This is a genomic window from Actinoplanes sp. NPDC051343 (assembly GCF_044455125.1).
Classification (GTDB): Bacteria; Actinomycetota; Actinomycetes; order Mycobacteriales; family Micromonosporaceae; genus Actinoplanes.
In genome coordinates this window covers 1-18,280 of record NZ_JBITEL010000007.1, presented here as the reverse complement: position 1 = coordinate 18,280, position 18,280 = coordinate 1, and the positions used below count along the sequence as shown (strand labels likewise).

At 70.9% G+C, this 18,280-nt stretch carries 23 protein-coding genes; 12 read left to right on the top strand and 11 right to left on the bottom strand.

The genetic code is table 11. The features are described 5' to 3' along the window. Window positions 1-92: 92 nt before the first annotated feature. Window positions 93-941: an alpha/beta hydrolase gene (locus ACIA5C_RS23020; protein ID WP_396057763.1), complete on the top strand. Its 849-nt coding sequence runs from the start codon at window positions 93-95 to the stop codon at window positions 939-941. Window positions 942-944: 3 nt separating this feature from the next. On the opposite strand, the gene ACIA5C_RS23015 is transcribed toward ACIA5C_RS23020, so the two are convergent. From ACIA5C_RS23015 to ACIA5C_RS22990, 6 genes are all read right to left on the bottom strand, one after another. Further along, window positions 945-1,562: a response regulator gene (locus ACIA5C_RS23015; RefSeq protein WP_396057761.1), complete on the bottom strand. Its 618-nt coding sequence runs from the start codon at window positions 1,560-1,562 to the stop codon at window positions 945-947. Continuing rightward, entirely contained in the window at window positions 1,559-2,719 is a 1,161-nt protein-coding gene (locus tag ACIA5C_RS23010; RefSeq protein WP_396057759.1) for a sensor histidine kinase, read from the bottom strand. The genes ACIA5C_RS23015 and ACIA5C_RS23010 overlap by 4 nt, the downstream gene beginning before the upstream one ends. Beyond that, entirely contained in the window at window positions 2,716-3,507 is a 792-nt protein-coding gene (locus ACIA5C_RS23005; RefSeq protein WP_396057757.1) for an ABC transporter permease, read from the bottom strand. Before ACIA5C_RS23005 ends, ACIA5C_RS23010 begins: the two co-directional genes overlap by 4 nt. Next, the gene (locus ACIA5C_RS23000) at window positions 3,504-4,328 is read right to left on the bottom strand and encodes an ABC transporter ATP-binding protein (protein ID WP_396057755.1); all 825 of its coding nucleotides are present in this window, start codon (window positions 4,326-4,328) and stop codon (window positions 3,504-3,506) included. Before ACIA5C_RS23000 ends, ACIA5C_RS23005 begins: the two co-directional genes overlap by 4 nt. Before the next feature lie 85 nt (window positions 4,329-4,413). After that, window positions 4,414-5,169: an ABC transporter permease gene (locus ACIA5C_RS22995; RefSeq protein ID WP_396057752.1), complete on the bottom strand. Its 756-nt coding sequence runs from the start codon at window positions 5,167-5,169 to the stop codon at window positions 4,414-4,416. After that, the gene (locus tag ACIA5C_RS22990) at window positions 5,166-6,056 is read right to left on the bottom strand and encodes an ABC transporter ATP-binding protein (RefSeq protein WP_396058758.1); all 891 of its coding nucleotides are present in this window, start codon (window positions 6,054-6,056) and stop codon (window positions 5,166-5,168) included. Before ACIA5C_RS22990 ends, ACIA5C_RS22995 begins: the two co-directional genes overlap by 4 nt. 83 nt (window positions 6,057-6,139) lie before the next feature. Between ACIA5C_RS22990 and rnhA the strand changes: the two genes are divergently transcribed. After that, window positions 6,140-6,589, top strand: a complete 450-nt coding sequence (gene rnhA, locus ACIA5C_RS22985; protein ID WP_396057750.1) for a ribonuclease HI — start codon at window positions 6,140-6,142, stop codon at window positions 6,587-6,589. 33 nt (window positions 6,590-6,622) lie between these two features. Continuing rightward, window positions 6,623-7,210 (top strand): DUF1707 domain-containing protein, encoded by a 588-nt coding sequence (locus ACIA5C_RS22980; protein WP_396057748.1) that lies wholly within the window; start codon window positions 6,623-6,625, stop codon window positions 7,208-7,210. Here the strand turns inward: ACIA5C_RS22980 and ACIA5C_RS22975 are convergent. Then, window positions 7,198-7,617, bottom strand: coding sequence for a MarR family winged helix-turn-helix transcriptional regulator (locus ACIA5C_RS22975; RefSeq protein ID WP_396057746.1), 420 nt, complete (start codon window positions 7,615-7,617; stop codon window positions 7,198-7,200). The two genes, ACIA5C_RS22980 and ACIA5C_RS22975, sit on opposite strands and share 13 nt — an antisense overlap. A gap of 54 nt (window positions 7,618-7,671) precedes the next feature. Here ACIA5C_RS22975 and ACIA5C_RS22970 point away from each other — a divergent pair, with 54 nt between their 5' ends. Then, the gene (locus ACIA5C_RS22970) at window positions 7,672-8,100 is read left to right on the top strand and encodes a VOC family protein (protein WP_396057744.1); all 429 of its coding nucleotides are present in this window, start codon (window positions 7,672-7,674) and stop codon (window positions 8,098-8,100) included. A 28-nt stretch (window positions 8,101-8,128) separates the two neighbouring features. Here the strand turns inward: ACIA5C_RS22970 and ACIA5C_RS22965 are convergent, their stop codons facing one another. Further along, complete coding sequence (locus ACIA5C_RS22965) at window positions 8,129-8,377, bottom strand: SCO4226 family nickel-binding protein (protein WP_396057742.1); 249 nt, start codon at window positions 8,375-8,377, stop codon at window positions 8,129-8,131. 111 nt (window positions 8,378-8,488) lie between these two features. Here ACIA5C_RS22965 and ACIA5C_RS22960 point away from each other — a divergent pair, with 111 nt between their 5' ends. Continuing rightward, window positions 8,489-11,245: an ATP-binding protein gene (locus ACIA5C_RS22960; protein WP_396057740.1), complete on the top strand. Its 2,757-nt coding sequence runs from the start codon at window positions 8,489-8,491 to the stop codon at window positions 11,243-11,245. A 225-nt stretch (window positions 11,246-11,470) separates the two neighbouring features. On the opposite strand, the gene ACIA5C_RS22955 is transcribed toward ACIA5C_RS22960, so the two are convergent. Then, window positions 11,471-12,604 carry a hypothetical protein gene (locus ACIA5C_RS22955; RefSeq protein WP_396057738.1) on the bottom strand — a complete coding sequence of 378 codons (1,134 nt, stop codon included), beginning with the start codon at window positions 12,602-12,604 and terminating at the stop codon, window positions 11,471-11,473. Window position 12,605: 1 nt separating this feature from the next. Between ACIA5C_RS22955 and ACIA5C_RS22950 the strand changes: the two genes are divergently transcribed. Together ACIA5C_RS22950 and ACIA5C_RS22945 are read left to right on the top strand one after the other, a co-directional pair. After that, entirely contained in the window at window positions 12,606-12,905 is a 300-nt protein-coding gene (locus ACIA5C_RS22950; protein ID WP_396057736.1) for a hypothetical protein, read from the top strand. A 32-nt stretch (window positions 12,906-12,937) separates the two neighbouring features. Continuing rightward, window positions 12,938-13,285: an MmcQ/YjbR family DNA-binding protein gene (locus ACIA5C_RS22945; protein WP_396057734.1), complete on the top strand. Its 348-nt coding sequence runs from the start codon at window positions 12,938-12,940 to the stop codon at window positions 13,283-13,285. A 219-nt stretch (window positions 13,286-13,504) separates the two neighbouring features. On the opposite strand, the gene ACIA5C_RS22940 is transcribed toward ACIA5C_RS22945, so the two are convergent. Next, complete coding sequence (locus ACIA5C_RS22940) at window positions 13,505-13,723, bottom strand: hypothetical protein (protein ID WP_396057732.1); 219 nt, start codon at window positions 13,721-13,723, stop codon at window positions 13,505-13,507. A 258-nt stretch (window positions 13,724-13,981) separates the two neighbouring features. Between ACIA5C_RS22940 and ACIA5C_RS22935 the strand changes: the two genes are divergently transcribed. From ACIA5C_RS22935 to ACIA5C_RS22915, 5 genes are all read left to right on the top strand, one after another. Further along, complete coding sequence (locus ACIA5C_RS22935) at window positions 13,982-14,356, top strand: VOC family protein (RefSeq protein WP_396057730.1); 375 nt, start codon at window positions 13,982-13,984, stop codon at window positions 14,354-14,356. A 44-nt stretch (window positions 14,357-14,400) separates the two neighbouring features. Further along, window positions 14,401-15,246: a DUF1932 domain-containing protein gene (locus ACIA5C_RS22930; protein WP_396057728.1), complete on the top strand. Its 846-nt coding sequence runs from the start codon at window positions 14,401-14,403 to the stop codon at window positions 15,244-15,246. A gap of 67 nt (window positions 15,247-15,313) precedes the next feature. Further along, a complete protein-coding gene (locus ACIA5C_RS22925) occupies window positions 15,314-16,330 on the top strand; it encodes a LacI family DNA-binding transcriptional regulator (protein ID WP_396057726.1) in 1,017 nt (338 codons plus the stop codon). A 62-nt stretch (window positions 16,331-16,392) separates the two neighbouring features. Further along, on the top strand, window positions 16,393-16,734 hold the full coding sequence (locus tag ACIA5C_RS22920) for a hypothetical protein (protein ID WP_396057723.1): 342 nt from the start codon (window positions 16,393-16,395) through the stop codon (window positions 16,732-16,734). Further along, entirely contained in the window at window positions 16,724-17,683 is a 960-nt protein-coding gene (locus ACIA5C_RS22915; protein ID WP_396057721.1) for a DNA polymerase domain-containing protein, read from the top strand. Before ACIA5C_RS22920 ends, ACIA5C_RS22915 begins: the two co-directional genes overlap by 11 nt. Here the strand turns inward: ACIA5C_RS22915 and ACIA5C_RS22910 are convergent. Next, window positions 17,680-17,991: a hypothetical protein gene (locus tag ACIA5C_RS22910; protein WP_396057719.1), complete on the bottom strand. Its 312-nt coding sequence runs from the start codon at window positions 17,989-17,991 to the stop codon at window positions 17,680-17,682. The two genes, ACIA5C_RS22915 and ACIA5C_RS22910, sit on opposite strands and share 4 nt — an antisense overlap. Window positions 17,992-18,280 lie beyond the last annotated feature (289 nt).

Below are 18,280 nucleotides of genomic sequence, written 5' to 3'. Positions count from 1 at the left end.
TCGACCGGCGAGGAAAAGGTCACTTGACCGATTCACCAAGTGCCGATGATCGCTTAGCTTCAGGCCGACCGCACCGATCTGAGGAGTTGGTAATGCCAACCATCCCGCAGCATCTTCGTGACGAGATTGCCGAAGTCAACGCCGGCGGCCGCACCCCGGTCGTCTTCATCCACGGCCTGTGGCTTCTGCCGAACAGCTGGGACCGGTGGGCCGAGGTGTTCGAGGGCGCCGGCTACGCGCCCCTCTCGCCCGGCTGGCCCGACGACCCGGAGACGGTCGAGGAGGCGAACGCCCACCCTGAGGTCATGGCCGGCAAGACGGTCGGCCAGGTCGCCGACCACTACGCCGAGGTGATCGGCCTGCTCGACAAGCAGCCGGCAGTGGTTGGCCACTCGTTCGGCGGCCTGCTCGCGATGATCCTGGCCGGTCGTGGACTGTCCAATGTGACAGTGGCGGTCGACGCGGCACCGTTCCAGGGTGTGCTGCCGCTGCCCGTCTCGGCCCTGCGCTCGGCGTCGCCGGTGCTGTCCAACCCGGCCAACCGGCACAAGGCGATCCCGCTGACATTCGAGCAGTTCCACTACGCCTTCGCCAACGCGGTCGACGAGGTCGAGGCGCGGAAGCTGTACGAGGAGTACGCGGTGCCGGCCCCGGGCGCGCCGCTGTTCCAGGCCGCGGTGGCCAACTTCAACCCGTGGAGCGAGGTCAAGGTCGACCACGAGAACCCGTACCGCGGGCCGCTGCTGATCATCTCGGGCGAGAAGGACCACACCGTGCCGCCGGCGATCTCCAACTACGCCTACAAAGTGCAGCAGAAGAACACCGGGGTGACCGAGTTTGCCTCGATCCCCGGCCGCGGCCACTCGCTGACCATCGACTCGGGGTGGCTCGAGGTCTGCAACACCGCGCTCGCGTTCGTGGGGCGCTTCACCAACAAGTAGGGCTTACAGCAGGCCGAGCCGCATCGCCGTGGTCACCGCGGCGGTGCGGTCGGCCACGTCCAGCTTGTTGAAGATGCGCAGCAGGTGGGTCTTCACGGTCGCCTCGGCGATGAACAGGCGCTTGCCGATGTCGGCGTTCGTCAGCCCACTCGCGACCAGGCGAAGGACCTCGGTCTCCCGGGCCGAGAGCGCCGGCGGGGCCGGCGAGCGCACCTGCCGTACGAGCGTGGAAGCGACGCTGGGCGCGAGCACCGTCTCGCCGCGAGCGGCCGCCCGAACGGCATCGGCCAGTTCGGCCGGGGTCGCGTCCTTGAGCAGGTATCCCCCGGCCCCGGCCTCGATCGCGCGCAGGATGTCGCGGTCCGACTCGTACGTCGTGAGCACCAGCACCCGCGTCCGCGGGGCGGCGGCCAGGATCCGTTCGGTCGCCGACACCCCGTCGCCGCCCGGCATGCGCAGGTCCATCAGCACGATGTCGGGCTTCTCGGCCAGCGTCATCGCCAGGCCCTCGTCGCCCGACGACGCCTCGCCGACGACCGCCAGGTCGGGCTCGGCGTCGAGCATGCCCCGGAGTCCCATCCGCACCACCGGGTGGTCGTCGACCAGCAGGATCCGGATCATGCGGGAATCTCCAGTTCGATCGTCGTGCCGTCGGCAGGCGTGCTGGCGACGGTCAGGGTGCCGTTGACCTGTTCGGCGCGGGCGCGCATGCCGTTGAGACCGAACCCGCCGGCCGCCGAGGAGCGGGAGCCCGGCGTGAAGCCACGGCCGTCGTCGCGCACGGTCAAGCGGACGCCCTCGTCGCCGAAGGCCAGAAGCACCTGGGCCGAGCCGGCTCCCGCGTGGCGGCGCACGTTGGTCAGCGCCTCCTGGGTCGAGCGCAACAGCACCACCTCGACCGACGTCGGCAGCGGGCGATCGGCGCCGGTGATGCGCACGGTCGCGGGCACTCCCGACTCCTCGCTGAAACGGGACGCGGCGCGGCGTACGGAATCAAGCAGTGACCCCGACGCGAGAGCGACGGGCGAAAGGTCGGAAACCAACGCACGGGCCTCGGCCAGGTTTTCCTTCGCGGTGCGCACCGCGAGCGCCACCCGCTCGTCGCGCAGCTGCGGGTCGGCCGCCTGCAGCAGCGTGATGATGCTGGTGAAGCCCTGGGCGAGGGTGTCGTGGATCTCGCCGGCGAGGCGGGTCCGCTCGGCCGCGACGCCCGCCTCGTGGGAGAGCCGGGCGACCTCGGCCCGGCTCTCCTCGAGTTCCTCGATGAGCTGGCCCCGCTCGACGCTCTGCTCGATCACCCGGATGTTCCAGAAGCCGAGCCAGACCCCGGCCGCGGCCGAGATCGCGCCGATGACCAGGTCCATCGGGACGAGCTTGGGCTCCTCGAACACATCGACCAGCGGGGTGACCAGGTTGACCAGCACGACCAGCACGATCGCCGGGCGCATCGGAACCAGCTGGAAGAACAACGGGATGAGCGCGAAGAGCAGCCAGGTCGCGAACGGTGCGGCGGCGACCGCGACGACGAACAGGACCAGGGTGACGAGCGCGGCGACGAGGTTGCGCCAGTCCTCGATATCGGCGCCGATGAGCCGTCGGCTGACCGTCACGTGAAGCACCGCCATGCCGGCGATCGCCGCCACCACCACCTCGCGGCGCCAGAGCGCGTGACCGTCGGCGGCGAGGGTCGCGGCGGCGACCGCCGCCGCGACCACGAGGAAGTAGACCTCCCAGTACGGCCAGTAGCGCCGATGGGCCGCCTCGGTCAGGGAGGTCACCGGTCGCTCTCGCTCCAGCGGAAGGTCACCAGGCACAACGCCAATCCGATCACACACCAGGCGCCGAGGACCATCGCGGTCCGGCCGAGCTCCCACTGACCGGCCGCCTCGAGTGACTTCATGCTGTCGGGCAGGAAGACGTAGCGGAAGCCCTGGCTCATCCACTTGACCGGGAAGATCGACGCGACGGTGATCAGCCAGTTCGGCAGCTGGGTGATCGGGTGGATGAAGACGCCCGAGATGAACTGCAACGCCACCACCGGCACGTTGAGGATCGCGCCGGCCGTGCGAGCGTGCCGCACGATCGCACTGACCGCCACGCCGATCAGCGAGCACGCCACCACCGACAGCACGAACAGCCAGGCGAAGGTCAGCCAGTGCGACGCGTCCGGCAGCTTGAGGTCGAAGACCAGCGCCCCGACGCCGATCAGCACCACCACCTCGGCGATGCTCAGGAACAGCACCAAGGTCAACTTTCCGATGAGGTATGCCGTGACGGTCAGCGGCGTCCCCCGGAGCCGCTTGAGTGTCCCGTCCTCCCGGTCGAGCGCCAGCCCCGCACCCATCGTGATGAATCCGGTGTTGAGAATCCCGTACGCGATCATGCTGGCCGCGTAGACGTGGCTCGCGCTGACCCCGGCCTGGTCGTCGTCCTTACCGAAGATCGTGCCGAACAGCAGCAGGAGCAGCGCCGGGAAGAGGAACGTGAAGATCAGGGCGGTGCGGTCGCGGACGAACATCAACAGTTCCACGCGGCCTCGGGAGAGCCCATAGCCGAAGGTCGTCACTTGCCTGCTCCGATCAGATTGAGGTAGATGTCCTCCAGGGTCGGACGGGTGACCGTGAGAGTGCTCAGGTCCTCGTTTTCCGCGACCAGGCGGCGCAGCAGTGGCGTCGGGTCAGCCACGTGCTCGGTGTGGCCCTTCCAGCTGACCTTGGCGCCGGCGGCGGCCCGCCCGCCCAGGGTCGCCGGCGTGCCCTCCGCGACGATCTTGCCGCTGGCCAGTACCGCCAGCCGGTCGGCCAGCGCCTCGGCCTCTTCCAGGTAGTGCGTGGTCAGGACGATCGTGGTGCCCTCGGCGGCGAGCGCCCGGATCAGATCCCAGAACTGGCGGCGGGCCTGCGGGTCGAAGCCGGTGGTCGGCTCGTCGAGGAACAGCAGCTCGGGCCGGCCGACGATGCCGAGCGCGACGTCGACCCGCCGGCGCTGGCCACCCGACAGGGAGCGGATCTTGCTGTTGTGCTTGGCGGTGAGGCCGACGAGTTCGATGACCTCGTCGGCCGGGCGCGGGTCGGGATAGAAGCCGGCGATGTGCCGCACCATCTCCCGCACGGTCAGGTCGGCGGCGTCGTCGGCGTCCTGCAGCACGATGCCGATCCGCGCCCGCCAGTCCCGGCCGGCCGTTTCCGGATCGGCCCCGAGCACCCGGACCTCGCCGCCGCTGCGGCGGCGGTGCCCCTCCAGAATCTCCACGGTCGTGGTCTTGCCCGCGCCGTTCGGGCCGAGCAGCGCGAAGACCTCGCCACGGGCGACCGCGAGATCGATGCCCGCGACCGCCTCGTGCCCCCGATAAACCTTGCGGAGGCCCTGCACCTCAATGGCTGTCATGCCATCGATCCTGCTTGTTCTCGGCGGTGAACGGGACGACCGTGTGGACGGCAGTGGTTGTCCACCGATCGGTGGACAGGGCTTGCTATTCCCAGCGGAACTTTTTCGCGGCCGCGGTGAGGAAGACGGCCGCCCACAGGGTGAGACTCAGCCAGATCGACAGCGGGATCTCGGTGTCGCGGGTCAGCGCGTCACGCAGCGCCTCGGCGTGGGCGGCCAGCGGCAGCAGGAACCACCCCGCCGGCCCCAGATCGGGTGCGGCGAACATGATGCCGCCCGCCGCCAGCATCAGCACGTAGATGAAGGTGGCGGCGGCGGTCGTCGTCTCGGGTCGCAGCACGCTGGCCAGCAGCAACGCGAGTCCGGTGTAGGCGGCGGCCGCCAGCACCGTCACTCCGGCCGCCGGAAGCAGATCGGCCACGTGCGGGCGCCAGCCGACCGCCACGCCGACCAGCGCGAGCACCAGCAACTGCAGCACGATCAGCCCGAGCACGGCCGCGGTCTTGGCAAAGAGCAGACCGGGCCGGGTGAGCGGAGACGCTCCGAGCCGTTTCAGTACGCCGTAACTCCGCTCATAGCCAGTCGTGATCGCCTGGCCGGTGAACGCGGTCGACATGACGGTCAGCGCCAGCACGCCCGGGACGATGAAGCCGAGCCGGTTGTCTCCCGGCACGTTGGTCGCGTGGGTGAGACCGGCACCGAGCAGCACCAGCAGCGGCACGCCCATGGCCAGCACGACCGCCTCGCCGCGGCGGGCGGTCAGCGTGATCTCCATCCGGATCTGCTGCCGCAGGATGTTCTTGAACGGGGCGCGGCTCGGCGCCGGAGCGAAGGTGCTCATCGAACCGCTCCCTGCATGGTCAGCGCGAGATAGACGTCTTCGAGCGTGCGCCGCCGTGTGTTGACGGCCGTGACCTGCGCGTCCTCCGCCGCAAATCGGGCCAGCACCTCGGCGATGGTCTTGGTGTCGAGGCCACCGGCGACCGAGTATTCGCCCGGGCTGGTCTCGGTGACCTTGTCGATCCTCAGCCCCGGCCGTGCCCGGATCTCCAGCAGATCGATGCCGGCCGCCGCGGTGAGCTCGGCCGGCGTACCCGTCGCCGCGACCACCCCGGACCGCATGATGACCACGTCGTCGGCCAGGCGCTCCGCCTCGTCGAGCAGATGTGTCGTCAGCAGGACGGTGACCCCGTCGGCCCGCAACTCCTCGATCAGATGCCAGGTGGTGTGGCGGGCCTCGGTGTCCATGCCCGCGGTCGGCTCGTCGAGGAACACCAGTTCGGGCCGGCCGACCAGGGCCACCGCCAGGCACAGCCGCTGCTGCTCGCCGCCGGACAGCCGCCGGAACCGGGTGCGCTCGAACTTGCGCAGACCCAGCCGGTCGAGCAGCATCTCGGTGCTCAGTGGACGGGCGCTGAAGCTGGCGAACAACCGCAGGATCTCGCCCGCGGTCGCCCACGGATAGACGCCGCCGCTCTGCAGCATGATGCCGAGCCGCGGCATCAGCGCATCGTGATCGTCCATCGGGTCGAGCCCGAGCACCCGCACCCGGCCGCCGTCGGCGCGCCGGAACCCCTCGCACACCTGAAGCAGGCTCGTCTTGCCGGCGCCGTTGCTGCCCAGCAGGGCGAACACGCGACCGCGCGGCACGGTCAGCGAGACCCTGTCGACCGCGGTCGTGTCGCCATAGCGCACGACGAGCTCGTCGACCACGACCGCGTCGTCCATCACCCGGCCACCATACGTCGCGGTTCCTGAGCGTCCGCTGGAGACCGGCCGGGCATGGCGGCGCTCACTTGTAAGGTGCCTCCATGACGGTCGTCGAGATCTACACCGACGGGGCCTGCGCGCCCAACCCCGGCCCCGGCGGATGGGGCGCGGTGCTGCGCTACGGCACCCGCGAGAAGGACATGTGCGGCGGCTCGGCGGCTTCGACCACCAACAACCGCATGGAGCTGATGGCGCCGATCTCGGCGCTCGAGTCGCTCAACCGCGCGCCGATGACGGTGATGCTCTACACCGACAGCATCTACGTGCGCGACGGCATCACGAAGTGGCTGCCCCGGTGGAAGGCCAACGGTTGGCAGACGTCAGCCAAGCAGCCGGTCAAGAACGTCGATCTGTGGCAGCGCCTCGACGCGGCGGTCAGCCGGCACGAGGTGCAGTGGCACTGGGTGAAGGGACACGCCGGGCACCCGGAGAACGAGCGAGCCGACCGGCTGGCCGCCCGGGGCCTGCAGGAGGCGGTCGCCGCGGGGTAGCCGGGGGTGGCCGGGCGGGCCTATCGTCATAATATGACTAACCCTTTGCACTCCCAGCCCGTGCCGGCTCCTCCGGTGGCGCCGGTGCGTGCTTCCGACGGCGAGCGGCAGGCGGTGGCCGACCGGCTCAACGTGGCGGTCGGCGAAGGCCGGTTGACGCTGTCCGAGTTCTCCGAGCGGGTCGGCGCCGCCTATGCGGCGCGCACCCTGGGCGAACTGGACGTGCTGGTGCAGGATCTGCCCGCCGGGCGCTCGATCGCCGCGGCGGTGCCCGCGCCGCCTCCCGAGCCGGCTCCCCTGGAGATCATGGTCGGGGCGATCAAGAAGCGCGGGCGCTGGCGCATCCAGCCATCGGCCGCACTCGGCGTCGCGATCGGCCCGATGAAGCTTGACCTGCGCAACGCGGATCTCGCGGCGCACGAGGTCACGCTGTCGGCGCGGACGGTCGTCGGGGCGATCAAGGTCTGGGTGCCGCGCGGCGTACGGGTGATCGTCGAGGGCCGCACGGCGGTCGGGACGCGCACGATCGCCGAGAGCAACCTGCCGCCCGAGGTGGACGTGCCGACCCTGCGCCTCCGGCTCGACACCGGCCTCGGCACGGTCAAGGTCTATCGCACCTGACTGAGCGCCTCGAGCGCGGCCAGGAAGCCGTCCCGATCCTGTTTCGGGAGGCCGGCCAGCAGGGCCTCCTCCGCGGCGCGGATGTCGGCCCGCACGGCCTGCTGCCGGTTGCGGCCGTCGGGGGTCAGGCTCAGCAGGCGTACGCGCCGGTCGGTCGGATCCGGTTCCCGCTCGATGAGCCCACGGCGTTGCAGGTCGTCCAGCACCGGGATGAGCCGCGTCTTGTCGGCGCCGATGGCCGTGGCCAGCGCCGCCTGCGTGCGGGTCGGCCGGCCGCGCAGGCTGCTGAGCACGATGTAGGCCCACATCGAGATCTCGTGACGGGCCAGGATCGGCTCCTCCATCGCGATCAGGCGACGGCTCAACCGCACGACCATCGCCGCGAGATCCGCCCGCTCGTCTGCCACGCCCCTACCCTTTCACGGCTTGACGTACCGTAAGCGACAGCAGATCATATGCGCATGCCTATTATCAACCAGGAGCCACCGGTGAACATCCAACTCGGCATGATCGGGCTCGACGTGCGCGACATCCGGCGATCCATCGAGTTCTACCGCCTTCTCGGGCTGGCGGTGCCCGAGCCGTTTCCCGACCGGCCCGTCTCCCTCCTGAGGATGGACAGCGGTGTGAGCCTCGTCCTCGCCGAAGGCTTCGCGGCCGCCGCCGACCCGGACTGGGCCCGGCCCGAGCACGGCTACCAACAGTTTCTGGAGTTCTTCGTCGGCGACGACGCGGCCGTCGACGACCAGTGGAACCGGCTCACCGCCGCCGGCTACCACGGCCGGATGGCGCCTCGCCGGACCACCGGACCGTACGCGGCCATGGTCGACGACCCCGACGGCAACGTCGTGCTGATCTCCTCCGACCCGGCCGCGAACGTCTCCCGTTAGTCCTGTCAGGACGGGCGTCAGGGTTTGGTCAGGCTTCGGCGGTCAATTCGTAGACCTCGGTCGTGGGGTGACCGGCGCGATCGTGGATGCGCATGACCGCCTCCTTGCTCGGGGCCGTGCTCAGGCAGAAGACCTTGCCGGAGTCGGCGTCGAGCCAGGTGCGCTCGAAATGGACACCCTCCTCGCCCTCGATTTTGAGGTCGGCGTCGTGGGCGTCGGCGAGTTGCTCCGGGGTGACGCCGTGGAAGCCGCTGTGCACGTCCATGAATTTGGCCATCGGAATGCTCCTGTCGAATTGACTGATATGGCGCAGCCTGCCCGGGAACCCGAAGTCGGACATCGGTCATTGCACCTAGGAAGGCGTCCGCGGGTGACCTAAAGTCGCGCCATGAACCTCGCCTTGAGCAGCCCGGTGCTGGTCGGGCGGGAGGATCTGCTCGCGCTGGCCTCCCGCCGGCTGGCCGCGGCGGCCGACGGTCGGGGCGAGTTGCTGTTGCTGGCCGGGGAGGCCGGGATCGGCAAGACCCGGCTGCTCGGCGAGGTCGTACACCGGGCCCGCGAGCTGGGGTTCACGGTGGTGACCGCGGCCGCGTCCCCGGGGGATGCGGTGGTCGCGGCGGGCCTGTTGGGGGATCTGGCGAGCGAGTTGGCCCGGGAGACCGGGACGGCATCGGTGGGCGAGCGGATCGCCGCGCGGCTCGACTCCGGCGGCGTGGATGGTGACTCCGACCGGCAGCGGCGACTCCTGGTCAGCGAGGTCGCCGATCTGCTGAGCTCCCTGGGGGCCGATCGGACGCTGCTCGCGCTGGAAGATCTCCACTGGGCCGACGACGTCACGCTCGACGTGCTCGGCCGCCTGGGCCGGCGCACTCAGACCAGCAAGATGCTGCTCGTCGGCACCTACCGCAGCGACGAGCTCTATCCCCGCGTGCCGATGCGATCCTGGCGCACCCGGCTGCTCACCCAACGCCACGCCGAGGAGGCCAAACTCGGCCGGCTGAGCCGGGCCGACACCGCGGAGCTGACCTCGGCCATCACCGGCGCGCCGCTGCCCGGCCCGGTCGCCGACGAGATCTACGCCCGCAGCGACGGCATTCCGCTGCACGTCGAGGAGTTCGTGGCCGCGGTCGGCGGGATGCCGGACACGCTGGCCGACGCGGTGCTGGGCCGGGCGGAGCAGCTCAGTGGAGAAGCGCGGCGCCTGGCCGAGGTGGCGTCGGTTCTGGGGCGGTCGTTCGACCTCGACCTGCTGACCGCGATCACCGGGTACGGCCCGGGCGCGGTCGACGACGGTCTGCGCGAACTGACCGAGCGGTTCTTCGTGCAGCCGCGGTCCGACCAGGTTCGTTACGACTTCCGGCATGCGCTGATCCGGGATGCCCTGTACGCCGACCTCACCCCGCATCGCCGCCGCTACCTGCACGCCCGGGCGGCCGCGGCGGCGGTCGCGGCCGGGTTCTCGCCGGTCTTCGTGAGCGACCAGTTCGAACGGGCGGCCATGCCGGCCGAAGCCTTCGAGCACGCGTCGGCCGCCGCACGGCGGGCGGCCACGATGTCGGCGCATCGGGAGGGGGTCGAGCTGTACCGGCGGGCTTTCCGCAACGCGCCGGCCGACCTGCCGCCGGCGGTGAAGGCGACGCTGCTCACCGAGATGGCCGACGAACTGCTGGCGGTCGACCACAACGCCGAGGCCGCCGACTGCTACGCCGAGGCGTACCGGCTCCACCAGGAGGTGAACGACCCGCTCGCCGCGGCGGCCCTGGTGCCGGACTGGGTCGCGGTGCGGCACCTGCTCGGCGCCGACCTCGCCGAGCGGACCGGCGCGCTGCGCGGAGCGCTTCCGCTCATCGCGTTCCGCGATGATCCGCAGGCCCAGGAGGTACGCGCCAACATCCACGCCGCCCTGTCCGCCGCCTACATGCTCGACCGCCGTCTCGCCGAGGCGATCGAGGACGGGCAGTTCGCGCAGTCGATCGCGGTCGAGGACTGCGACCGCGGCACCCGATGCAACATCGACGCGACACTCGGCTCGGTGCTCCTGTTCGCGGGCCGCCTCGACGAGGGGCTCGAACTGCTCGAGGGGTCGATCTCCCGCGCGTCCGGTTGGCGGCTCGAAGGCCAGACGGCGCGCGGTTACCGCATGATCGGATCGTCGATGTCCATGCTTGTCGAATATCCCACCGCCTTGCGGTGGCTGGGCGAGGGCATCGCGTACGCCGAGCGGGTCGAACAGTTCAGCGACCGCCACTACATGGCCTCCCACCTGGCACATGTGCAGTGGGCGGTCGGCGACTGGGACCGGGCGCTCGCCACCGCGGACCAGGCGCTGACCGACGGCAGCGGCATCACCACCCGCATCACGGCGCTGCACGTGCGAGGGTTCGTGGCGTTCGGGCGCGGCTCGCTGCCGGAGGCCACCACTCTGCTGACCGAGGCCGCGTCGCTCGGCGAGGGCATGCGGGAACTGCAGCGGCTCTCGCCCGCGTGGTGGGGGCTGGCCGAGACCGCCCTGCTGTCCGGGTCGTTCTCCGAGGCGGCCGCCTGGTGCGAGAAGGGCTTCGAGGCCTCGGCCCGGGTGCGGGACGCGGCCTACCTCTTTCCCTATCTGGTCACCGGGGTGCGGGCCTATTTGGGTACGTCGGGGGCGACCACGGCGCGGGAGTGGCTCACACGCACCTCGGCGATCGTCGCCGACCGGGGGATCCCGGGGACCCTGGGGGCGATCGGGCACGGGTGGGGGCTCATCCACCTGCACGAGGGGCAGACCGCCAGGGCGCGCTCCGAGCTCGAGTCGGCCGAGCAGTTCTGGCGGGGCCGGCGGCGGTTCTGGGAGGGTGCGGCGGCGCGGGTCGACCGGGCGCGGTGCTCGCCGCCCGGCCCGGCCGCTCTGTTGCTCGCCTCGGCGCGGGAAGAATACGGCGCGGTGGGTGCGCCGTTACCCTTCTCGCCTCCGGCACCCTCGTCACTTTCCGCCCGGGAAATGGAAGTGGCACGTCTGGTGGCGGCCGGCATGACCAACCGGGAGATCGCGGCCGCATTGACGATCGCACTCAAGACGGCCGCCGCCCACGTCGAGCACATCCGCACCAAGCTGGACTTTTCCCGCCGCTCGCAGATCGCGGCGTGGGTTGTCGCACAAAACTGACCCGCCAAGGTAATTCGATCGGGTTCCGTCAAACGGGCCATAGCTCTCGGTCTATCCGATTGGACAGAATCGGAGCATGAGCGCCCCTGGCAATACGATTTTGATCATCGCCTTGCTTGCCCTGTTCGTCGCCTGCTGCGGCTACGCGGCCGGTCGCATCCACCAGCGTCGTCAGACCGGCGAGGACCGGAAGGCGGCCTACCGCGACGGATACGAGAAGGGCTCTCATAGTGTGTTCAGCCTGGCCGCCCGGGTGATCGTCCCCCGCCGGCCGGTGCGAGCCGCCGCGCCGGTGAAGCCGGAGTCCGAAGCACGGGACGAGACGACCCTGTTGCCGCAGATGTCGCCCTCCTCGTCACCGTCACCGGCACCGGCGTCGCCGTCCGCGTCCCCGTCAGCCTCGCCGTCGTCATCACCCGGGCAGTCGTCCCTGCCACCTTCATCGCCGCCGCCTTCGTCGCTGCACTCGCCCACCCCACCAGCGACGTCGAAGCCCTCCCCGAAGCCGTCATCCAAACGCTCAGCCCGCCCCCCGGTGCACTCCTCAACGCACCTCCCCATGCAGCCTCCGCCCCGAATCTCAGCAAAGCCGTCGCCGCAGCCGTCGCCCCAGCTCCCGGCCCAGCCGTCGCCCCAGCTCCCGGCCCAGCCGTCGCCCCAGCCGTCGCCCCAGTTCCCGGCCCAGCCGTCGCCCCAGTTCCCGGCCCAGCCGTCGCCCCAGTTCCCGGCCCAGCCGTCGTCGCAAGTCTCGGCCCAGCCCTCGCCCCAGCTCCCGGCCCAATCGTCGCCCCAGCTGTCGGCCCAGCTCCCGGCGCAGACTTCGCCCCAGCTGTCGGCGCAGTCGTCGCCCCAGCTGTCGGCGCAGTCGTCGCCCCAGCTGTCGGCGCAGTCGTCGCCCCAGCTTCCGGCCCAATCGTCGCCCCAGCTGTCGGCGCAGTCGTCAGTCCAGCTCCCGGCGCAGACTTCGCCCCAGCTGTCGGCGCAGTCGTCGGCGCAGACTTCGCCCCTGCTGTCGGCGCAGTCGTCGGCACAGTCGTCGGCACAGTCCTCGCCGCGAGTCCCGGCGCAGCCTTCGTCGCAACTCTCACCGCAGCCGTCGGCCCACCTTCCGGCGCAGCCCTCGGCGGTGCCGTCACCGCAGATCCCGGCGCAATCGCCATCGCCGTCGCCGTCTTCGGCCTCGGCCTCCGCCTCGCCGAAGCTCGGTGCCGCCGCCCGTCCCTCTCCCGGGCCGGCGATGAGCCAGATGGGCTTCCCGGTGCCGCCTCCCCCGCCGACCGGGACCGTCCCCGAGCCCCCGGCGGTCGGCGGGGTGCGCTTCCAGCGGTTCCCGGATCCGCGCACCGGCAAGGAGACCACCGTGCTCCCCGACATGAGCGACCGCGCCGCCAAGAAGACGGACACCGACAAGGCCCCCTCGACGCGCCGGGCTCCCGGGCATCGGGCCCCGGAGGACGAGGAGGACACGGTCGTGCCTTCCCCGGCCGCCGACGAGGCCGCCGCCTCCTCGGGGCGCCACACGGTTCCCGACGAGCTGGTGAAGGCCGCGACCTACCGCCTGCCTCCGGACCGGGTCTTCCGGGCCAAGGTCCGCGACACGACCACGCCGTCGGCTGACGACCCGACCACCAAGCTGGTGCCCAAGCCGCGGCAGTCGTGAAAGTTGTCGTACCCCGGTCGTAGGGTGCCCGCATGGTCACCGTCGACGATGTCCGCCGGGTTGCGTGCGACCTGCCCCGCAGTTCGGAGCACCTGATTCGTGATCGGGTGAAGTTTCGTGTCAGCAAGATCGTCTACGTGGCCTTCTCCCGCGACGAGACCGTGATGGGGTTCGGCTTCCCGAAGGATGAGCGGCTCGCGCTGGTGCACGCCGAGCCGCAGATCTTCCACCTGCCGGGCGAGTCCGACATGCGCTTCAACTGGGTGCAGGCATGGATGGCCGGGCTCGACGAGGAGCGCATGACCGAACTGGTCCTCGACGCATGGGCCATGTGCGTCCCGAAGAAGGTGTGGTCGGCCTACCTCCCGCGGCTCGCCTGACCGATTCCGAGGCTGCGGCGACACCACGCCGCACCGTTGGAAGATCAGCGCGCTGTGAAGAACTTTCCGGAGGGAGACGATCGCCCGCCCCGGGAAATCGCCGTTCAGCCGAGCCGGGGAGGGCCGCCGGCGATGCGGCGCGGATCTCGGCCCTGCGTTCAGGGCTGTGGTGGGGCATCTCCAGCGGGTCTCCATCCACCAGGTGCAGCCCGCGTCGGCCTACGGCCGCACGATCGCGGCCGCGGCCGCCGGGTCGGCGGGTGTCTCGCCCTCGCCGATGAAGTCCTGGCCGGGGCGGTCGAGCCACGCGCGCATCTCGCGGACCTGGCCGGGTGTTTCGGCGCCGGCCGGGAGCACACCTTCGCAGCGCTGGGCGCGCGGCAGGGATTTCGGTCGCGGCCAGACGGCCACGACCCGGATCGGTACGGCATTTTGCACCGGCCGCCCACTTCGGCGAGGTCGTCGCGGCCCACCTCGTGCTGGTAATGGACGCCCTGAGGGCCCGCATCAGGTCGATGCCGTCGTCCTTCATGGCCGCGCTGGTGCGCAGGTCGAGTTCTTCGCCGGTCAGCGGCAGGTCGGTCGTGGCCAGCACGGCCTGTTCCAGCTGCTCGGACGCCGTGCCCCCGGGGAGAACCACGCCACTTCTCAGGCCATGGGGCCAACCTAGCGGCCCCCTCTGACACGATGCGTGGCATGACTGCGATCGCACGCCTCGGCGCCGTGGCCCTCGACGCCCCCGACCCGGCCCGGCTGGCCCGCTTCTATTGCGAGGCCCTCGACCTCCAGGTCATCTTCGAGAACGACAGCTTCGTGGCCCTCAAGGGAGCCGGCGTCCTGCTGACCATCCAGCAGGTGGCCGACCTCCCGCCGGTCACCTGGCCCGAGGGCGCCGTACCCAAGCAGATCCACCTCGATCTCGCGGTCGACGACCTCGACTCGTCCGAGAAGGCCCTGCTGACGGCCGGCGCGGTCAAGGCCGCGACTCAGCCCGCCCCCGACCGCTGGCGCGTCCTGATCGACCCGGCCGGGCACCCGTTCTGCATCACCACCCTGATTCCCGAGGTCTGAAAGTGCAGCGGGACCGGCGGCGGGCGGGTCTTAAGGTGGGGCCGATGAATACGGTGGGGATCGTGAGCCCGGGCTTCATGGGTGCCGGGCTCGGTGGCGCGCTGCGGGCCGGCGGGGCGCGTGTCGTGGCGACCGTCGACGGGCGGTCGGCGCGCAGCAGGCGGCTGGCCGGCGAGGCCGGGCTCGAGCTTCTGCCGACGCTTCGTGACGTGGTCGGTGCGGCCGATGTCGTGCTCGTCGTGACACCGCCCGGCGAGGCGGTCGCGGCCGCCTCGGCGATCCGGGTCGCGGCCGGGGCGGCCGGGAGCAGCCCGCTCGTGGCCGACCTCAACGCGGTCTCGCCGACCACGATGACGCGGGTCCAGGAACAACTGGGAGATCTACGCCTCGTCGACGGGTCGATCTCGGGGCCGCCGCCTAGCGATCAGCCCGGCGCCCGGCTCTACTTCTCGGGGCCGGAGGCCGCCACGGTCGCCGGCCTGCCCTGGGACGGGCAGGTCGAGCCGATCGTGCTCGGTGACCGGGTCGGCTCGGCGAGCGCGCTCAAGATGTGCACCGGCAGCGTCTACAAGGGCCTGATCGCGCTGGTCACGCAGGCGATGCGGACGGCCGGGGCGTACGGCGTACTCCAAGAAGTTGTTCTTGACCTTGATCGGGCCGGGCTGGCTCACACGGCCGGGGTGGCGCGGGGTGCGACGAAGGCCTGGCGGTACGTGGCCGAGATGCGGGAGATCTCGGCGACCCAGGAGGCGGCCGGGCTGACGCCGGAGCTGTTCGCGGCGATTGCCGGGATTTTTGACGAGGTGTCCCGCACCGAGCTGGCCCGGGACGACCCCGAATCGGCTCGGGAGCTGTCGGCGGATGACGTCGTGCGCCTGTTGGGGAGGTAACGGCGGAACAACTCCGACATCGATGTCATACTGGGTCCTCCCGACACCGATTTCTCCCCGGAGCGCCATGCCCGCCGACGATCCCTCGGTCCGACGGCCGACGCTCACCCAGGTGGCGGCGCTCGCCGGGGTCAGCCTCAAGACCGCCTCCCGCGCACTCAACCGGGAGCCCAACGTCGCGCCCTCGACGGGGCAGCGCGTCCTCGACGCGGCCGACCTGCTCGGCTACCGGCTCAACGGGATCGCCCGCGAGCTGCGCCGAGGCGCGACCAGTGCGCTGGTCGGGCTGGTCAGCGGTGATCTGGCCAACCCGTTCTACTCGGCGGTGGCCAGCGGCATCGAACGCGAGCTGCGGCAGCACGGCCTGCTGCTGGTGACCGCCAACAACGACGAGGACCCCGAGCTCGAGCACAGCCTGATCGACGCGTTCCTGGAACGCCGGGTGCGAGCTTTACTCATCATCCCGAGCGTCGGCGAGCACGACTACCTGTCGATCGAGGGCAGGCACGGCGTCCCGTTCGTCTTCCTCGACCGGCCACCGGACGGGGTGGACGGTGACGCCGTGCTCATCGACAACGTGGGCGGCGCCCGGTCGGCCGCCGAGCACCTGCTGGCGGGCGGGCACCGGCGCATCGCGCTGGTCGCCGACCTGGCCCGGATGGCTCCGCAGCGCGGACGCATCGACGGATTCGTGGCGGCCATGCGGGCGGCCGGCAATACGGCGTGGGAACCCTACGTACGCACCGACATCCACGACGTACGCCATGCCGAGCGCGCCGTGCGTGACCTGCTCGCCCTCGACCCGGCGCCGACCGCGTTCTTCACCACCAACAACCGGCTGACCACCGGCGCGCTGCGGGCGATGCGGGACGTCGCCGAGCCGCCCGCCCTGGTCGGCTTCGACGACTTCGACCTGGCCGATGTGCTCGGCACGACCGTGGTCGCGCACGACATGACCGCGATCGGGCGGGAGGCGGCCCGGCTGGCGTTCGAGCGGATCAGCGGGCACACCGGCCCGGCCCGCACGATCGTGATCTCCACTTCGGTCGTCCCGCGCGGGTCCGGCGAACGACCGCCCCGATAACATTTCGGGACCGCCCGTTCGGGGAGGGGGCGCTGCCCGGCCGGGGGCCATAGGGTGCTTTTGTGGCCCCTGAAGAGCAGCGCACCAGCGACTTCGCGATGCGCATGGCGTTCGCTCTGGAGAAAGATCCGACCGAGGGCCCGCGCCGCACCCACGTCACCCTCAAGATTGTTCTGGTGACGCTGGCCTGGCTGGTGGTCGTGCCGCTCATGGTCGTCTACGGCATGACCGGCAAGCACCGCGGCGACGAGGTGTTCACGCTGGCCGCGTTGGCCAACCTGGTGCTGCCGTTCTCGGCCGCGGTCATCGCGACCCGCCACAAGCGGTCCGGCATCGCCGGGCTCTACATCGTTCTGACCCTTCTGATGATCCTGCCCTCACTGGCAATCGGTCATGCCGGCTGAGAAAGAGGAACGCGACGGCGTCCCGCTGACCAACCTCGACCAGGAGCTGTACGAGGGGGCCGGCGCGACCAAACGCGACTTGATCGACTACCTCGACGCGATGTCGGCGCGGCTCCTGCCGGTCCTGCACGACCGGCCGCTGTCGGTGATCCGGCTGCTCCGCGGGCAGGACCAGTTCATGCAGAAAAACCTGCCCAAATACACGCCCGACTGGGTGCCGCGCACCGAGGTGTGGGCCGAGGCGTCGCACCGCAACGTGACCTACGCCCTGTGCAACGACCGCCGCACGCTGCTGTGGTTCGGCAATCAGCGCGCGGTCGAATACCATCCCGCGCTCATGCTCGCCGGGCAGCACCACCCGACCCATCTGATCATGGATCTCGACCCGCCCGAGGGCGGTGACTTCGGCATTGTGGTGGCCGCGGCCCGGCTCGTACGCCAGGCGCTGACCGATGCCGGCCTGGCCGGCGCCGTCAAGACCAGCGGCTCCAAGGGCCTGCACATCTTCATGCCGCTCGCCGACGACGTCGCGACCGAGGACGTCGCGGCCGCGACCCGGGCGGTGGCGGTGCGGGCCGAGAAGCTCGACCCGCAGCTGGCGACCACGGCGTTCATCCGCGAGGACCGGCACGGCAAGGTTTTCCTCGACGCGACCCGCTCGGGCGGGGCTACGGTCGTCGCCGCCTACAGCCCCCGCATCCGGCCCGGGGTGCGGGTGTCGTTCCCCCTGTCGTGGGACGCGCTCGACGACGTCACGCCGGCCGACTTCACGATCCACAACGCGCCGGGCCTGCTCGGCGACGACGACCCGTGGGCCTCCTCGATGCCCGCGCCGCAGCCGCTCGACGCCGGCCTGGTCGCCGAGGGTCACACGATTCCGGTGGCCCGGGTGCAGGCGATGCACGAGGGAAAACGCCGGGCCAAGGCCCGGCGGGAAGCCGACGGCTAAGAGATCAGGTCGCGCCAGAACGGTACGCTCGGACGCCGTCCCGCCACCTCGGAGGCCGTTCCGACGCCGAACTCCCGGGCCATCCAGTCGCCGAGGTCGTTGCCGGACAGGACGATGTCGGTCTGATAGATCGACAGCACGGGGTGGCCGGTCAGACCGGCGGGCAGATAGCGGTGCGAATAGAGCGGGATCATCCGCGGCACGGTCATCAGGTAGCGCCGCGCCTTCTCCACGGCTTCGTCGTCCGGCTGCGGTCGCGGTCCCCAACCGCCGTACCAGAATTCGCCGTGGGCGACGTCGAAGAGCACCCCTTCGACCGGGGCGGCCAGCCGGTCCCTCAGCGCCGGCCGGTGGGGCGTGCGCCAGTCCGGCCAGCCCCGGCCGGACGGCAGGCCGGCGGCGAGGAACGCGCGGTGGTCGTCGGCGAAGCGGAAAGCGAACTCGTCCTCGATGCGGTCGAGCTCGGCGTCGGTCAGTCCGGGGGACAGCGGGAAACGCCCTCCTAGTGTGGTGCGCCGGAAGTCCCTAATCTAAATGTAGGCTGTGGTCATGTCTGGTCGTGGCCGGCCGCGGGCCGAGTTGGTGCTCAGCGACGAG